The organism is uncultured Tateyamaria sp. (genome assembly GCF_947504105.1).
Lineage (GTDB): Bacteria > Pseudomonadota > Alphaproteobacteria > Rhodobacterales > Rhodobacteraceae > Tateyamaria.
Genome location: NZ_CANNGP010000061.1, coordinates 1 through 16,400, shown reverse-complemented (window position 1 = coordinate 16,400; position 16,400 = coordinate 1). Strand labels below are relative to the sequence as shown.

Sequence of the window (16,400 nt, the reverse complement as noted above, 5' to 3'; positions counted from 1 at the left end):
CCTCAAACTCGCCAAGCGCTGGAAGCCAAAGGGAAAGCGCCCCAATTGATCAAGGTGGGGTCAAAGCAACGCTTACGGTTCTCGTAGAGATCGGCGACATTAAAGTCGCTCAGGGCCAGCTTGAAACAGCACACGACGCCTATACCGCGAGCCTCGACATAGCACGCAAGCTCGTTGGACAGGACCCCGTCAGTCCTGAACTGGCCCTCAACCTCTCCCTCAGCTTGGATAGAATTGGCGGAGTGTGGCAGGCTCAAAACAAGCCCGATGCCGCCCTCGACGCCTACATCGAGAGCCTCGAAATACGTCGCACCCATGTTGCAAAGAGCCCTGGAGATGCCCGCTGGGCCAGAGAACTGTCGATCAGCCTGGACAATGTCGGCGACGTTAGGGTTTCCCAAGGCCTGCTGGAAGACGCCTTCGATACCTATACCGAAAGCCTCGAAATACGCCGCGCCCTCGTTGCACAGAACCCTGGAAATGCCGGCTGGGCTCGCGACCTCTCCGGTAGCCTGGACAATATCGGTCACGTATGGCGGAACCAGGGCATGCTCGACATCGCGCTCGACGCCTATGCGGAGAGCCTCGAGATACGCCGGACCCTTGTTGCAAGGAGCCCTGAAAACGTTGACTGGACCCACAACCTATCCGTTAGCTTGGACAACGTCGGCTATATCCAACGGGGACAGGGCGTTCTCGACGCCGCGCTCGACGCCTACACAGAGAGCCTCGAGATACGCCGGTCCCTTGTTGCTGAGAGCCCCGGAAATGCCCGCTTGGCCCGACAACTGTCAATGAGCTTGGACGAAGTCGGCGATGTCCGGCGCGATCAAGGCTTACTCGACGCCGCGCTCGATGCCTATAGCGAGAGTCTTGAGATACGCCGCACCCTTGTTACAGCAAACCCGGGAAATGCCGAATGGACCTTCAACCTTTCCGTCAACCTAGGAGGGGTCGGCTTAGTGCGACGGGACCAAGGCCAGCTCGATGCCGCGCTCGAGGCCTTTACCGAGAGTCTCGAGATACGGCGCGCACTCATTGCGCAGAGCCCCGAGAATGCCCGATGGGCCCACGCCATCTCGGTTTCACTCGTCCAGATAGCAGAATCCGACCCTGCCAACGCCGCGGATCACTGGACCGCTGTCGTGGCGCAGATGGAGGATATGGAGGCGAACGGCATTCTTTCACGTGGTGACAGGCAGTTCCTCGAAACAGCGAGGCGAAACCTTGTAGCAGCTCGAGAGTAGGCACATCAACGCGATGCCAAAGAACAGTTATTTTTTGGCCCAACATCCGAGAGCAGACGTTCACGCTAAGTGCAGCATCCGCAAAACTGGGCTCTCTGGCTACTTTAGCTGCTATCCGCACGAACGGCAGCTAACCCAAACGGTGCTTGGAGTGTCATTTCGCCCCGTCCCGCAGACGACCCCAATAGGGGCTTTCTGCCCCTGGCGCCACAAGGCGCTTACCCCGAGGATACTTCGTGAAGGTGAAGATCGGAGGCCTCATACAATTACCGCTTGAATCGAGCAATGCGGATGGTAGATTTGTACCTGCGGCACCGGGTGGGAACCCATAGGGCCGCGAAGGTGAAGCCGGAGCCTCACGGCTCCGGTGGACTTCCAGGAGGAACCAATGGTCAAAAAGTGTCTGGCAATCGCTTTCTTCGCACCAATCGCCATAGCCATGGTGTGGGTGACTTGGACTTTCACGCATTTCTATGCCGAAGCCGTCGCAACAGTAGATCCAGTGGCAGCTATCGCCGTTGTGATCGCGGGTCTGATCGCAATTGCTTCTGTGATCCGTGAAGGCATCAAAGCCGCGCTGAAATAGATCGAGCGCGCCGCAAAGCCTCAACCCAAATAAAGGTCATAAAGCTTGACTTAATTAACATAAGAACGATTATCGGAGTCGAGTTAACGCCTTAATCTGAAACGAGGCTACCGGCCTTGTAAGCTGTCCTCTTACGCTCTCTTTCGACAAATGCCCCTTGGTCTTGGGAACTCACATTAACAAGGCAGTCCCGAACCCAAGTTCGTTGTCCGCTTGCCAGGTTGCGCCAATGGCCGCGCCTGATATGTGGTATCGGGGATGCGTGGCCGCCCCCGCCGCCAGAAGCTTCAGATCCCGTCACCTGACGCAAGGCTGTGAAATACTCGGATGCGCCAACCTGCCAGTGGCTCGGCGCGACCTGGCCGTCCCGATCCGCACGACGGCGTTCAGCGCGTGGCGGGCGCTTTTCGGCGTATGCTACCCCTTTGGTATTCAGCATGACCAACGCGGCACAGGTTGGATCAAGCACACTGTCTATCAACAGCCTTAACTCGTTCTGCAATCCGTCGGCACAAGCGACTACCGTCGCAACTGATTGGCTGGTGATCGGCAATTGAATAAGAACAGATCCAGAGAAGAAAAAGCTCGCACCCTCGGCGCTGAGCACAATCTCTGAAACTAAGACAGCATCATCAAAGGGCCGCTCAACGATGTAGAAGCTGGTGGCAAAGGTCCTCGCTCCTTCCATCGAGTCCTTGAAATCAGATGTTGCGGCAAAGCAGAATCGCCAATCCTGAAAAGGTGGGTGCATTTCTGTGATTTCGGTGGTTCTCAAGTGCGTTGATAATCGAGTTATGTCCTTGTTGGGCATTAACTCAAAATCAAAAAGCCGCTCATCCTCGAAGATCGAGCAGGCGGCACGGACGACGCCATGAAGCAATTGCTCACGGTTTCCTACAATCGAAGGCTCAAAGAACCTTATCTGATCGTCCAAAAACGGAAGCTGCCCGGCCTTGAGGCAGCTTACGAGATACTTGAACTCGGACGCGTGGCTGACGTTCATGTCAGTGATTGTTGACTGCTTCACTGTTCACCGTTCTCCGAACCGCGAAATACTCTCTTTGCCTGCAACCCCAGTGAGTAGATCAGACAGGATACGAGGATCTGAACTATACCAAGCACAAATGCGATCCATGAGACTATGGGATAACTGTGCATCAGATATGAAACACCGATTAGGACGGGACCGAGTAAATGTATCATGATATGTAACTTGTCTTGGAAGCTATTGAAGAAGATCGGTAAAGCTGTCTTGATCGCGAACACGAACCGGTTGTTCTGAAACGACCTGCTTCAACCAATGACGATGCTCGGCCGAACTATTCACGATGCCTTCGACCTCCTGTCGTACCCGTCTCAACTCAGTCTCAGATTTTATTGAATCCGTGTTCCGAACAAAGAGACCAAAGCGATGTGTCCAGCCTCGATGAGACGCGTCGATCAATGCACTTTTGTAACAGACAAGCGCCTCCCGTGTTTCACGTTCAGCATCAGACATGTTTGCTTTCCACTTGCTGCTTTTTGTGCGTGAGTTGCTCATCGTTCGGTACTCCCTGTCAGCTTGCCAGCGGCAAGATGCGTTCCAGATCATCGGTCAGTTCTTCGTCTCGTGCTGCCACCGACAAATCATAAGCCCGTTGTAGATTGAGCCAAAATTCCGGCGTGGTTCCAAAGAACTTAGACAGGCGCAACGCCGTGTCTGGTGATACGACGCGATCCTTGGCGACAACTCGTTCGATGCGGGTACGCGGCACATTCAGCGCTTTGGCCAGCTTGCCAGCGGTCAGCCCAAATTCGTCGAGGAAATCCTCTTTTAGAACCTCGCCGGGATGAACTGGGTTTGCCAGAATAACCATGTTGTTCTCCATCAGTGATAATCCACTATCTCGACTTCGTAAGCGTCATTGCCTTCCCAGCGAAAACAGATGCGCCACTGCTTACTTATGCGGATCGAGTGTTGCCCCTTACGATCACCAACCAACAATTCGAGCTCGTTGGATGGTGGAATACTCAAATCTTCCAGTGTGTGCGCCGCGTCCAGCTGGGCTATCTTCCGCTCAGCCCTTCTGACCAGGTCGGCCGGAAATCCTTTCCCTCCCCTGCCCTCGATCAGCTTCTTGATGAGTTTTCCATGTGTGCTTTTGATCATTACCTATCAAGCCTTCCTGTGATGTATCCCCTAGGGATACAAAATGCAAGAGAAATGTATCCCCGGAGGATACTAATTCAATGGTTCCCAATGCTGGGCGTCATTCAAAAACCTTTGATACCGGTCAGCAGTCTCACGAACCTCGACCATGACTTCGGCCCGTTCTTCCTCTAGGCATCTCAGGTAGCCCTGGGCATCGCTGAAATACTGCTCAAAATCCTGTCGGAACTCGTCCCGAAATTCCTTGGCCAGAGCTTCGCTGGTCAATGGTGGCGCCACAGGTGGCGAGCAAAAGGCACTGGAAATTTGGGGCAGCGACGTCAGTACGGACGCCGCCAGTATCGCAATAAATTGTCGCCTCTTTGGTCTCATTACCAGCCCTTTCTTGGTTTCCATCGAGCATCGTCATATTTGGCGGTGTCAGCTGATAGGTCTTTCATCGTCGTATTCAGCGATATCGGATCCAATCATCGTTGTTTCTGGCGGTGCAGGAATCCGCCATCGTCGGAAACGGCGATGCTGCAGCAGACATATCTATTTTCTTCGCAATACGCGCGCCGCCGCCTGCTCTTGGTATTGTCGCTCCGCTGTAAGGCAGCGGGCGGCGGGAATACTTCTATCTGGCGTGGATCATCCATCTTGAACTTATCTATCTGACGATTGGTGCGCGCTTACAAAAGCTGATCCAGCGGTTAACGATGGATGGATCATCTAGTGCCAAGTTATATTGTTTCAGGTTGCCTCTAAACTTCTGTGCTACCATGTCCATGCACGGTCTGCCTCGTCCACTTGGTAGGTTTTTCTCAGCAATATCGCGCCATATGCGATCATAGCGGATGCTGCCGTTTCGCGGGAAGGTTGGGGCTTGCTTTGATTTATCCCCAGAATTTTTAGAAGTAATTGATATAGATTCTATATCTTTCTTCTTGGCCGGACATTCGGTGTCCGGGGTCTTCGCTAGCAATTCACTGAACCATCCCCAGAACCCGGCAAAACGGATGCGGTTGAAAAGGTTCTTATAGCGGTGATGTGGGTTCTTACGGGTCTCACGCGTGAGGATGCCGAGACGTTCCAGTTGGCCCATCCAGCGTCTCACTGTTCTTTCGGTCACGCGCATGACTTCGGCAATCGCTGCGTTGGCAATTGGTTTGGTCTGAAACGCTCTGCTTGCCGAGTAGTCGTATCGCAGTCCTTCAAGGTGGCGCAGAAGGTCGATCAGGACGGATACTTGCCGCCTGGCGTAGTGCTCATGGAGAAGGGGCCGGACTATCTCACTCAGATAGGTGTCGAAGTTCCGGGTGCTCGGTGTTGGTCGCGCGTTGCGCGGTTTGCCTGTCATTCCTCTGTCCTCGTGTTTGCGAGGCGGTTCCAAAGGCAATATTTCTTTGTTCGCACAAATGCGTTTTTTACTTGCCTGCTCTGCCAGAGGGATGGTAAAACCGTAGGTGAAATCTTTGAGCCTACTAGAGAACGCCAATTCTCTGGTTCTACCAAACCCCCTCGTAAGGTCCGCCTTGCGGGGGTTTCTGGTTTTTTGGGGGGTCGGTAACTGCTCCTTCCTGATTCTTGCTTGTTGTTGTTGTTCTAACCGTAACAGATTGTTGTGGGCCACCGCAAATTGTGAGTGGTGGCGAGGTGACCCACAAGAGGTAGGGTCAGTACCGCACTACCTCATACCCATGATTGCCCTCATGATCGCGCCATTCGACGCCGACGCCGCGAAAAAAGCCCGCGTGACTGCAAGGGCCATTCGACCTGGTGCGAAACCCGAGCCATGAGGCGGTTGGTGTTTGCGGGGCTGATGGCCCAACATTCGCCCACCTGAAATCCCCTTGCGTACCGTAAGTGCCCATGCGAACGCGGCTCCTAACGGTTGAACATTCTTCCCCGTCAGAAGTGGAACGGACCCGTTGATACCAATCAACGTCAAAGACACGGATCGACCGAACAAAGTTGAACTCGCTACCAGAGATATCGATATCGGCTTGATTGGCCTGAATGACACGATCCGCAATACCCTCTACCTCTCGCAAAACAGCAGGTCTGGCACTTACTTTCGGAGTGGATTTCATCGCCGCATCATAGAGGCGTGCCCGGAAGCTTTTTTCACCGGTTGGAGAAAACGACACCCCCATTGGACACCGCCAGATCTGCAAGGGAGGCTCGACCGGCCAAGGTGTAATGCGACGAATGAACTCAGCACGCGCGGCGGTACACTCCGCAGCTGATGGCCAACCGCCCGCTAAACACAGCAGGATTGCGCAATCGATCTGATAAGCATTTGCTTCGTCCGACCCCGCAAAAAACGACGCAGTCGCTGCTGCAAGAAGCGTTCCCTTGAGTGGTAATTTAAGCGCTTTAAACATCCCGCACACTCCTTTCAAAACAAGTGATTTGTACTATTACGGGTGTTTTGTACGCTCAATCGTGTCACCGGTCAATGTTAGTGCTTTGTCGTTGGGCGGTGCAACAGCGGCTAGCTGACCGCGTGGCCCTCAGAGTATTGCTCTATAACGACATTCTCACGCTTTCCGCTATTCCACGTCGTTCCTCGCTCACCATTGTTCCACTCATAGACCCATCCGACATACTCACTCGTATCTTGGTCACGGATGCGTCCAACAGGCCGCGCAAACAACTTCCTTTTTGCGGGCGGGCGTTGGGTCGCCTGGTCTGAACCCATCACAGATGAGTTAGTTAGATTGTGGAAGGAAGTTGCCAGCATTACGTACCCCTTTGGATGGACTATTGAGCGTGATTTAGCCCATAAAAGTAAGGGCGAGCGCGCTTGGATAGACTGCGCGCCCCGGTTGTACTTTTATCCAAACTGAAAGCACGACATAGTATGGTGCATTACGACACAAAACGACATGAAGGCCTTTAGTGTTCTGATTATAAACGGTAAAAAATTTGTACCACCGCCCGGTGATGATAGCGACTTTAAGGCGGTATTCCGCCGATTGATGAGAGAGGGGGCGGGGCGACCCGTGGATGAGCATGGCATCTCAATCGGTCCATGGACGCCTGAGCTTCTTGCCGATGAAATATCGAAAATCGAAGCCAATAAAAGCGGTGTAGATCTACGATCCGTTCAACGATGGTTCGAAGACAATGATCGGGGTATCAAGACGGACAACATCCGATGGCTGGCTTGGATTTTTGGGTGTGGCGACCCAGACGCCAGCGGTAAGTGGCAGGTTGAGCTTGTAGCGGCAAACTCTCGACTTGCTGCGAGAAGGCGCGCGAAGAAGCGTGAAGGAGAAAGCCCAGACACACCCGAGCCCCATAGTGCGCCCGAAACTGACGATACCGATTCAGCAGTGGGCGACGTAATGACGGTAGATCAGGGAACTCGTTTGGGCTTGACGGCGAGAACCGAGGCTCTGTTTACCGAGCAACACGCACTGACACTCTCATCTTTGGTATGGGCAGGCCTTACGGCACTTGCCTTCATGACGTTTATCTTTGGCGTTCAGAGTGTGACCTACCCCGCAGCAGAAGGATTGGATAAGCAAGTCGGGTTTTTATGGGCACCAAGTTGGACAATTCTACCACTCGTTATACTGCCGCTTTATCTTGCCACTGTGATAAAGTTGCTCGCATTTTGGAAGGATGCAGGACGGCCAAGGCTGGGGGCGGCTACCGGTGCAGAGGGCGGAGACACCTATAGTTGGGCAGCAAAAATCACATCGTTCTCGTGGTTGTTTTGGACTATTACTATTGTCAGCTTCGCATTGATATTTTTGCTCCAATGGTCTGGGGTGCATCTTCGGGCACTCCTGCATGGCGATGCCGCTGGTTACATGATGGACTGGAACATCGTTGCGATTGTCCGGCCTGACGTGATCGACATTCCCTCAGCAATCGTCTTGTCAATGTTGGCCTATCTATACTTTGGCATACTCATGTGGCTGTTTTTCGCCGGTCTGGTTTTGCTCATAGCAACCGCGAATGACTTCCATGAGATAGGCACGATGCCGGGGCCTCTATCAGATGAGGATCATTCTCGTTGGGTATTTGATGTGGGCAGTAGAATTATGGAGGGTGTCTACTGTTGCACCATCCTCGCCATTCTGTTCATCACCTGCATCAAGCTTCAATCAACCTATTTGTTGTCTAGCGGCGAAACAATTGTGCGGTGGTTGGTCAGTGATGCCATGGCAGCACTGGGCGGGCATGAAACTAGACAGTTCGGCCTTGAGCAGCGGGGCATACCACAGTTCACGAGCTTACTTTTGCTGTTCTTATCCTGTCTCGTCTTTGTCATCTGTTTCCTTCAAGTGTATTCGGTGATAGAGCGCTGCCCGGTTTCGAAGGTTGTTTTTCGGCTCAAGAGAACACAATGGAAGATGCTCGCTGTAATATTCTTGCTTTCGGCAAATCTGGTGCTGATCGGAGTTTTTACGGGATTTTCAGTTCTCTTGATCGTCAGTTTAGTGGTCGCAACTTACAGCCTGTACGATCCAAAAGTTGTCCGAACGTAGGTGTTCAATGGAAAATGCTACTTTCTACCCCAAGGTTGCAGGCGGTCCAGCTGTTGGCTCGGCTTACTGGATTTACGCAAATGATGGTGTGCGACTGCGCGTTGCAGCTTGGCAAACAGATGTCGCGAGCAAAGGCACTGTTTTTATGTTTCCCGGCCGAACCGAGTACATAGAGAAGCTAGGACCTACAGCGAATGAGCTGGGCAAACGCGGCTTTGTGACATTCGCGATTGACTGGCGGGGGCAAGGTCTGGCTGACAGGATTACCGACAATCCGATAACAAGCCATGTGGCCCAATTTGCTGACTATCAAAAAGATGTCATGGCAATGGTTGCAGCTGCGCGTGATTTGGACCTCCCGAAGCCTTGGTACTTGCTTGGACACTCCATGGGGGCTTGCATTGGATTGCGTGCTGCAATTGCTGGTCTGCCTATGGAGGCTTGTGCGTTCACAGGCCCGATGTGGGATCTTCATCTTTCACAAATCGAGCGCGCCGCAGCGTGGCCTCTGACTTGGATTGCCAATGCGATTGGTAAGGGACATGTCTTCGCCCCTGGCAACAAGCCCCAAGAAGATTGTTGTTATGTTCTCAGCGTTGGTTTTGAGGGAAATAGACTGACGAGCGATCCTGAGATGTTTGGATATATGGTCAAGCAGGCCGAGGATCTTCCCGACCTTCAAACTGGTGCACCAAGCATGGGATGGGTGCTCGAAGCCTTAAAAGAGTGTCGGGCACTGTCAAAAATGCACTCCCCTAGCATGCCTTGCATTGCATTGTGTGGTGAGGGGGATGTTGTTGTCGACATAGCTTCGGTAGTGGATCGAATGGATCGTTGGAGCGGTGGAAAACTTGAGCTCATACCGAACGCAAGGCACGATATCATGTTCGAAGTTCCCGAAGTCCGCGAACACGTCATAAAAAAAATATGCGACCAGTTTTCAGATTGATGCGACGAAAACACTAAACTGTTCGAGCACCACAAGCCTAAAAACCCTTAGTAACCAGACTGATCTAGCCGCTTAGACGTACAATCTAAGTGGCTGTTTCGTTGGCCGCAGGTTTGTCGAAAGCGTGGGAAGCCCCTTAGTTTCGTTGAAAAAACCCGCGTTATCTGGTCAACATGAAATTGAATCGTAGGCCGCAGAAGATACAAAAAAAGTGGCTTGCATACAAAACAACTATATCGTATCAACCTAAGTGAAATGTTTCACTTGGGTTTCTACGGTCGAATGCCGGGAAGAAACCATGACGCAACATGTTCTAGATCAGGGTCCAAATGTGGTCAGCGAAGATGGTTTCAAACAGCTACTCGATGAAGGGTACTTTGCGGAGGTTGTGTGCATGCAAAGCGCGGCCAAGCAATATAATACCTTCTCCGGAAACTGGATTATCCGGGCAGTGTCGCCAGACGGGCAGATCGAAAAAGTTCTGGTTACGTCAAGGAGAGACTTCAAGGTTCGTGAGTTTAAGACAACCAACGGGCTGCTTGGCTTCTTTGACCAGTTTGAACTCAACGTTCAGCACATCCCCTGGAACAAGGGTGTTCGCGTCCGCATCCAACTACCAAAGTTTGAAGGTTCCGAACCGGGCAACGAATAGTGGGGTCGTCGTCGCTGCGGCGGCGCTCAGCCTTGCCTTTTCTTTCCTTTGCTCAGGGGCGATGGCCCAAACCTTCACGGTTGATAAAGACGGTAATTTAGTTGAACAAGAACCGTTAATCGCCGCAAACCAAACGACAGTTTTCTTTGATGGGTCAGGCAGACCCGTTCGGCCCATTGCAGTCGAGGCAGAAGAAGCAGAGGAAGAACAGGCTTCTTCAACTACGCTGCGCCGCCCTGCCACATATGACAAGCGCCATATTCAGGTCATTCAGAATGTCCAGATGGTTGCGCGCCGATATCAGCGGGATCCGGCGCTGCGGCGGGTTGAATACTCTCCCAAACAATGGGCTGCGCTCTTTCAAGCGATGATCAAGATTGAAAGCAATTTCAATCCGACAGCCCGCAGCCACGCCAATGCAATAGGTTTGGCGCAAATCATTTCCGACACGGCAAAATACCTCCGTATCGACGTGAACGATCCGATCCAAAATCTGGACGGCGGCGCGCGCTATCTTCTCGAACAGATTGAGACGTTCGGCGACGTGCGTCTTGCTCTCGCTGCCTATAACGCCGGACCGCAAGCGGTGCGCCAGCATTCCGGCATCCCCCCGTATAGAGAGACGCAAAATCATGTCCGCCTGGTGATGGCGGAATACCAAAAACTGACCAATTGAACTGGAAAGGAACCTTTTATGAAACTGAACAACTCAAACTTAGCGCTTGCAGTTATGGCATCGCTTCTCCTTGTGGCGGCGAATACTTCGTTGGCCCAGACCATCGACTTTTCTGACGCTGAGACGCTGGGAACTGGTTTCGTTGCCTCGATGCGAGGGACGATTGCGACGATCGCATTCTCAGTCGCTTTCATCGTTACAGGCTTTCTGGCGATGATGAACAAGATTTCCTGGTTCTGGTTGTTTGGGGTCGTTCTTGGCGCGTTCCTCGTATTCGGCGGGCCTGGCATTGTTGCGAACCTTCGCGCGGCATTCACCTAAGGAGGTTCGGGACAGTGAGCAGACGCAGCGTAGTTATTATCGGCCTAACCCGTCAAACAAGGCTTCTGCTGTTGCCCTTGCCATATGCCATGGCTGTAGGGGCGTTCACTGTCCTTCCTTTCATGTGGACCAAGCTGCTTTGGTGGCCCCTAACATTCTTTATCTGGTGGTGCATTGCGCGCGTCTTGTCCCTGCGCAATCCGCAAGGTGCCATCGCATTCGCCACTGTATTTGAAACTAGTTTTGACAAATCTAATCCCCTGCCAAAATCCAGACGGAAAGGGCGCACCTATGCAAATGGATAAGGTTGAGCGCAAGCATTGGGCGGTGGACGACAAGCTGCGCCGTGTCTTGCCGCCCTATGCCCCGTTTTTCAAGCATTTACCCTACCTATGGGAATATGACGATCACACCATTCGGTGCCGCGATCATGAACTTATGGTTTCGCTTGAGATTGAAGGGATTGACGCAAACACGGCCACGACGAGAACAATTGAGGCGCTGACCTCAGAATTTGCGAATGTCTTAAAAGGGCTGGATGAACGTTGGACATTTTACATCCATCGGCTGACCAGATCAGTGAATATAAAGACAAAGCCGGTCAAGGGCGACAGCTTTCAAGCCGCTATTGACCGTAAATGGACTTCGCACATTCAATCGGATGTGCCTCGCAATACGATGCTGGTGCTGACTGTATTGCGAGGGCGCGATGAACCGCTCCGCCTTCCATTATTAAGGAAGTTTGCGAACAAGCTGATTGCTGACGATGTGAAAGAGCGCAAGCGCAATTTGGATGATTTGGTATCCGTGCTAGAAACAGCGTTGAATGGTGTAAAGCTTCGCAAGCTGGCCATTTCCGATGGGTCGTTGCTGGGATTTCTCGGCGCGGTCAATACAGGATTCTATCAACCGATACCACGTCAAACGCTTTCGCTCGTCGCAGAGGACGTTTCCAGCGTTTCTGCGAGATTTTGGCCGGATGTAATCGAAGTCTTTGAGGGTTTTGAAGAAACGCGGTGGGCTACAGTGCTCTACGTTCAAACCTATCCAACTGCGACTGTTCCGGCGATGCTCGATGCGCTGGATGGCATGATGGATGTGATCGTAACACAAAGCTACACACCGATAGCGCAAAGAAAAATCTCCGAGCGGGCGCAACGCCGTATTGACCAGATGCTTGCGGCGGAAGATGTCGCAAGCACTGCAATGCAAGATCTGAAAGACGCAGCTGATGACCTCGAAAGCAACCTTCTGGGGTTTGGCACTCATCATATGTCGATCACTATCCTTGCCGACACCAAGGAAGAATTGGCTCGAAAGGCGTCTCGTGTAATTGGTATCGGACAACAAGCCGGTATGGTTTTGGCGAAAGATAAATTTGCCCTAGAAGCCATGTTCTTTGCCGCGCATCCCGGTAACATGAAGTATCGGGCGCGTCGGTCCACTATCTCTGCCATCAACTTTGCGGACATGGCTACGTTCCATTCTGAACACAAAGGGCATGATCAGATTTTGCCATGGCGGCAACCTGTCACGACGCTTCCCACCATCGGCGGCAACACCTACGACTTTTCGTTCCATCCGCCGGTGAAGTCCGTACACTCCGAACCCTCCAATGGTCACACACTGATCATGGGGCCATCAGACAGCGGTAAAACCACCACGGCAATGTTTCTGGTGATACAGGCAATGCGCGTCTGTAAGCGCGTCATCCTTTTTGATGCGCTCGAAGCTATGCGGATGCCAATTGCAGCTGGTGGCGGTCAATATGCATCCATTCGGGCTGGTATACCGACCGGCCTCAATCCGCTCATGACCGAGACAGATGAACGTGGACAAGCTTGGTTGCTGACATGGTTTAGCTCATTGCTGGAACAAACCGGGCAAAAGCTCACGCCCTGGCAGAGCCAAACACTCAAAGAAGCCATTCGGCAGAATTGCGACACCAGCAAGGACCTCCGCAATTTTGCTCATTTCCAAGACCTTATTGGCGATAGCAATGACGGCGGCGATTTGTCTGCGAGAGTTGCAGAATGGGCTCCGGGTGGCCGGTACGGCTGGGTGTTTGATACTTCTGAAAAGCCGCTTGTCGATCTGACGGCCAATTCGTTGACAGCCATTGATATGACGGAAATCCTGAAACTAGATACTGAGCGCACAGCTTTGCTTGCCTATCTGTTTCGGATTATCGAGCGGATGGCAGAGGATAAAGTCCCGACATTCTTGGGGATTGATGAGGCGTCAAAGGGTCTGAATGACGAATATTTTGCCGCCCATATGTCCGACTGGCTGGTAACGGTTCGGAAATTGCAGGTCGTTGTGGCTCTCATGACGCAGTTTCCATCTCAAATCAAAGCGTCGAAGGCCAAGACTATTCTTGAGGCCCTGCCAAACCGGCTGCTGTTTCCGAACTCCGAAGCTGAGGCCAAAGACTATGACGGCTTCGGATTTAATGCCGCTGAAATCTCGTATTTGCTCGGCGGGCAATATCCGGGGATGCGGACAGCCCTGTGGCGCAAGGGGCCAACTTCAACTGTTCTGAATGTCGATATTGGCGCACTCGGGCCATTGCTGACTGCGCTTGGCGGCGGTGGGGCTGGTGAAGCCCGATTTGGCCACGACTTTGCTGACCGACCCGATTTCTGGAAAGAGGACACTACCAATGCGTAAGGTTATTTTGATCTGTTTGCCTTTGGTCGCGCTATCAGCCTGCACCGAATATCAGGGCCGTAAAACGAATTGTTGGACGGTTGGCAAGGGAGGCGCGGCAGGAACTAACAGCGATACTGCCACTCGGGCGGCTTACTCCCCTTCCCTGTCTTTCGCCGCTGACCCAAACGGGGGCTGTATCTTTGAACCCCTGGATTAAGCATAACCTCTTAGCCAGCGTTTGTGCGCTGGCGGCGCTGCCTGCATCTGGGCAAGGTGTGCCAACGATAGATTGGCGCTCGATCCTTCTGGATGGCCGACTGTTCGCCGAAGAACAGTTAATGACAGATGAAGACCAAGCCGAGGTGGAAGAACGGGATCGGCACAGTACGCTTCATCAGGATCAGCTTAACCAGATCGATGAGACGCTTGAGCTCCTAACAAGAACATCGACCTTTGGAGGGCCGCTTGAAGGCCTGTCCGGCTTTGAAGCGTCAGAGGTCTACGCTATTGACGACAACAATCCTCACGCTGGTCGCATTTTCGGTGATGCGCGCCAGACTATTGAGGAAATGATCATCGAAACGGCGCGTCGGCACAGTGATCATCCGGCGTTGCGTAGGGCTGGTATTAACCCAACAGAGTTTCGGTGCTGGTTTCAGGCGTTGATCAAGCAAGAAAGCAATTTCAGCATTGGAGCAAAAAGTCCTGCCGATGCCTTCGGCTTAACACAGATCATCCCTGGCACCGCCCGCGACCTCGGGATCTATCCTGAGTACTACGAGAACCCGCAGCTGCAACTGGACGGAGGCGCGCGCTATCTGCTTCAACAGCTAGACAGCTTCGGCAGGATCGAGCTTGCGCTTGCCGCGTATAATGCCGGTCCAGGCGCGGTTCAAAAGTACGGCGGCATTCCACCTTTTGAGGAAACGCAGAACTACGTTGTTCGGATCAGTGGGTTCTACAACAAATACGCCGCGACAATGAGTGGTGTAGACATGGCCGGGACACTTACCCCGCAGGAATTGGCCATTGCTGAGACCAGCAACATTGCTGACGCTGGAATGCACTATGCAAACCACAGTGCTACCCAGCTAGCGCAATCTTTGACGCGGATGAAAGGGATTTTGGAACAAATCCCGGGCACCACCTCTGTGAAAGAGGCGATGGACCTCAATACCTATGCCCGCGCAGAAGTTGCGCGTATGGCGTCAGTCCTGGTTCGGTTGCAAGCTGTTCAGCGGCGTGTTGAAGCGCAACGATATGCCCTGATCTGGGCGGCTCAGATGCGTGATGAGGGGTTTATCCAAATGGGAGACGACTCATGAAAAACTTTGCGGCTAGTGTAGTCGGTTCGCTTGATAAGGGTTGGCTGTTTCGCGCTTATCTTATCGGAGCGCTGTGTTTCTGCTGGGTAATGGGAATGCGGGTCATGGCTGCGCAGGACCCCAATTTTGTGCCATCCAGTGACACGCCTTCTGTCGGCTTTTTCTTTCGCTTCTCACTGATCAGCACGATCCTGTTTCCATTCGCAAAAATTGTCTGGAACGTTGTGCGCGATTTTATCCTGGGTGACACCGTTCTTATTTCAAATGCAGCCGCTTTGTTTCTCGGCAAGTTCATTGTGAACCTCGCACTTTGGACCATGGCGATTTTCATCGCTCCAATCGGCATTGGCTACCTCTGGTACAGCCAACGTGCTCTTACCCGCGATAAGGCGTCGATCCAATCAGGAGAAGGACTATGAAGATCAAGCGGGTGCTACTCATGGCCGCCGCATGTTTTTGCATGGCCACCACGGCGTTCGCTCAGGGTGTGCCAGTTTATGGGCCGACCAACGTGGTCGAAATGCAAAGACAAGCACAGAAAGCATTGGCCCAACTCAAAACCGCAGTTCCGTCCAAGCCTCTTAACTTTGATAAACCGAAAAATGGCGATCATCCAGATTTGGGCACTGCCACCTCGTTGAAAGGAGAAGATAAATGAAAACTTTCCGATTGTTGCAGGCAGCAGCCGTCTGCGCGTGCCTCTCAATGCCTGCCAACGCGCAAGGCGTACCTACTTTTGATGTGACCAGCATTGCTAAGCTGACCGAAATGTTGACCGAAGCGCGCAACCAGTTGCAAGAACAAATTCGGCAGAACTTCATTCTTGATGAACAGACACGGCAACTGCTTCAACAAATCAACCTGCTAGAGGATCAGATTAACGCTTTGCGCGAGGGGCTTACTCTTGAAGCATTGGGTATTGGCCCGGATTTCTTGAATGAAATCATGCCTGGCGTCAGTGATCTTGCTTCCAACATTGAAGCTGCTCGCAATATGGATTGGGAAAACTTTCTTGAAGGCACCGTTGCGGGAATGGATGCGGAAGACTTCGTTCGTGACGTGTTCACTGGCGCAGGCGTGACCCCGGAGCGGATCGAAGAACTGGCCAATAGCGATGACCCGAGCCAAGCCAGAATTGGGGGGCGGGCAAACACGTCTGCCTTTCTATCGGCCGCTGCGGAAGCATCTGCCGAAGATGCGCGGGAAAGCTTGGAAAGAGTGGACGAGCTGGTCCGTAAAACTCAAACCACCACCGGCCTAAAGGAAGCCATTGATCTGAATACTAGTGTTCCCCGTCTGACATAGGATTCCCATTGTCGGTTCGGAGTGTCATGTTGGGGCATGAGACGAGATGACATC

General features: G+C 52.7%; 20 protein-coding genes. 13 read left to right on the top strand and 7 right to left on the bottom strand.

Annotated elements, in window-relative coordinates; translation table 11 throughout:
- Positions 1–1,247, top strand: a 1,247-nt coding sequence (locus Q1A75_RS21615; RefSeq protein WP_299592960.1) for a tetratricopeptide repeat protein, incomplete at its 5' end; no start/stop codon positions are given.
- Positions 1,248–1,635: 388 nt separating this feature from the next.
- Positions 1,636–1,833: a hypothetical protein gene (locus Q1A75_RS21610; protein ID WP_299592958.1), complete on the top strand. Its 198-nt coding sequence runs from the start codon at positions 1,636–1,638 to the stop codon at positions 1,831–1,833.
- A 91-nt stretch (positions 1,834–1,924) separates the two neighbouring features.
- Here Q1A75_RS21610 and Q1A75_RS21605 read toward each other — a convergent pair whose 3' ends face one another.
- The 7 genes from Q1A75_RS21605 to Q1A75_RS21575 form a co-directional block, all read right to left on the bottom strand.
- Complete coding sequence (locus Q1A75_RS21605; protein ID WP_299592956.1) at positions 1,925–2,836, bottom strand: hypothetical protein; 912 nt, start codon at positions 2,834–2,836, stop codon at positions 1,925–1,927.
- A gap of 222 nt (positions 2,837–3,058) precedes the next feature.
- Positions 3,059–3,373: a hypothetical protein gene (locus tag Q1A75_RS21600; protein ID WP_299592954.1), complete on the bottom strand. Its 315-nt coding sequence runs from the start codon at positions 3,371–3,373 to the stop codon at positions 3,059–3,061.
- 16 nt (positions 3,374–3,389) lie between these two features.
- Entirely contained in the window at positions 3,390–3,689 is a 300-nt protein-coding gene (locus tag Q1A75_RS21595; RefSeq protein WP_299592952.1) for a HigA family addiction module antitoxin, read from the bottom strand.
- Between the two features lie 11 nt (positions 3,690–3,700).
- Positions 3,701–3,982, bottom strand: coding sequence for a type II toxin-antitoxin system RelE/ParE family toxin (locus tag Q1A75_RS21590; RefSeq protein ID WP_299592950.1), 282 nt, complete (start codon positions 3,980–3,982; stop codon positions 3,701–3,703).
- 72 nt (positions 3,983–4,054) lie between these two features.
- Positions 4,055–4,378, bottom strand: coding sequence for a hypothetical protein (locus Q1A75_RS21585; RefSeq protein ID WP_299592948.1), 324 nt, complete (start codon positions 4,376–4,378; stop codon positions 4,055–4,057).
- A gap of 253 nt (positions 4,379–4,631) precedes the next feature.
- Positions 4,632–5,321, bottom strand: coding sequence for a hypothetical protein (locus Q1A75_RS21580; protein ID WP_299592946.1), 690 nt, complete (start codon positions 5,319–5,321; stop codon positions 4,632–4,634).
- A gap of 316 nt (positions 5,322–5,637) precedes the next feature.
- The gene (locus tag Q1A75_RS21575) at positions 5,638–6,348 is read right to left on the bottom strand and encodes a hypothetical protein (protein WP_299592944.1); all 711 of its coding nucleotides are present in this window, start codon (positions 6,346–6,348) and stop codon (positions 5,638–5,640) included.
- Between the two features lie 504 nt (positions 6,349–6,852).
- Between Q1A75_RS21575 and Q1A75_RS21570 the strand changes: the two genes are divergently transcribed.
- From Q1A75_RS21570 to Q1A75_RS21525, 11 genes are all read left to right on the top strand, one after another.
- A complete protein-coding gene (locus tag Q1A75_RS21570; protein WP_299592942.1) occupies positions 6,853–8,466 on the top strand; it encodes a hypothetical protein in 1,614 nt (537 codons plus the stop codon).
- A gap of 7 nt (positions 8,467–8,473) precedes the next feature.
- The gene (locus Q1A75_RS21565) at positions 8,474–9,415 is read left to right on the top strand and encodes an alpha/beta hydrolase (RefSeq protein WP_299592940.1); all 942 of its coding nucleotides are present in this window, start codon (positions 8,474–8,476) and stop codon (positions 9,413–9,415) included.
- Positions 9,416–9,713: 298 nt separating this feature from the next.
- On the top strand, positions 9,714–10,067 hold the full coding sequence (locus Q1A75_RS21560) for a hypothetical protein (protein ID WP_299592938.1): 354 nt from the start codon (positions 9,714–9,716) through the stop codon (positions 10,065–10,067).
- 61 nt (positions 10,068–10,128) lie between these two features.
- Entirely contained in the window at positions 10,129–10,743 is a 615-nt protein-coding gene (locus tag Q1A75_RS21555; protein WP_299592936.1) for a lytic transglycosylase domain-containing protein, read from the top strand.
- Positions 10,744–10,761: 18 nt separating this feature from the next.
- On the top strand, positions 10,762–11,064 hold the full coding sequence (locus Q1A75_RS21550) for a TrbC/VirB2 family protein (protein WP_299592934.1): 303 nt from the start codon (positions 10,762–10,764) through the stop codon (positions 11,062–11,064).
- A 14-nt stretch (positions 11,065–11,078) separates the two neighbouring features.
- The gene (locus Q1A75_RS24315) at positions 11,079–11,369 is read left to right on the top strand and encodes a VirB3 family type IV secretion system protein (protein ID WP_366142226.1); all 291 of its coding nucleotides are present in this window, start codon (positions 11,079–11,081) and stop codon (positions 11,367–11,369) included.
- Positions 11,362–13,734, top strand: coding sequence for a type IV secretion system protein B4 (locus tag Q1A75_RS21545; RefSeq protein ID WP_299641198.1), 2,373 nt, complete (start codon positions 11,362–11,364; stop codon positions 13,732–13,734). Before Q1A75_RS24315 ends, Q1A75_RS21545 begins: the two co-directional genes overlap by 8 nt.
- A gap of 182 nt (positions 13,735–13,916) precedes the next feature.
- The gene (locus Q1A75_RS21540) at positions 13,917–15,041 is read left to right on the top strand and encodes a lytic transglycosylase domain-containing protein (protein ID WP_299592930.1); all 1,125 of its coding nucleotides are present in this window, start codon (positions 13,917–13,919) and stop codon (positions 15,039–15,041) included.
- On the top strand, positions 15,038–15,460 hold the full coding sequence (locus tag Q1A75_RS21535) for a hypothetical protein (RefSeq protein WP_299592928.1): 423 nt from the start codon (positions 15,038–15,040) through the stop codon (positions 15,458–15,460). The genes Q1A75_RS21540 and Q1A75_RS21535 overlap by 4 nt, the downstream gene beginning before the upstream one ends.
- Complete coding sequence (locus tag Q1A75_RS21530) at positions 15,457–15,699, top strand: hypothetical protein (RefSeq protein ID WP_299592926.1); 243 nt, start codon at positions 15,457–15,459, stop codon at positions 15,697–15,699. The genes Q1A75_RS21535 and Q1A75_RS21530 overlap by 4 nt, the downstream gene beginning before the upstream one ends.
- Before the next feature lie 14 nt (positions 15,700–15,713).
- A complete protein-coding gene (locus tag Q1A75_RS21525) occupies positions 15,714–16,346 on the top strand; it encodes a type IV secretion system protein (RefSeq protein ID WP_299641194.1) in 633 nt (210 codons plus the stop codon).
- Positions 16,347–16,400 lie beyond the last annotated feature (54 nt).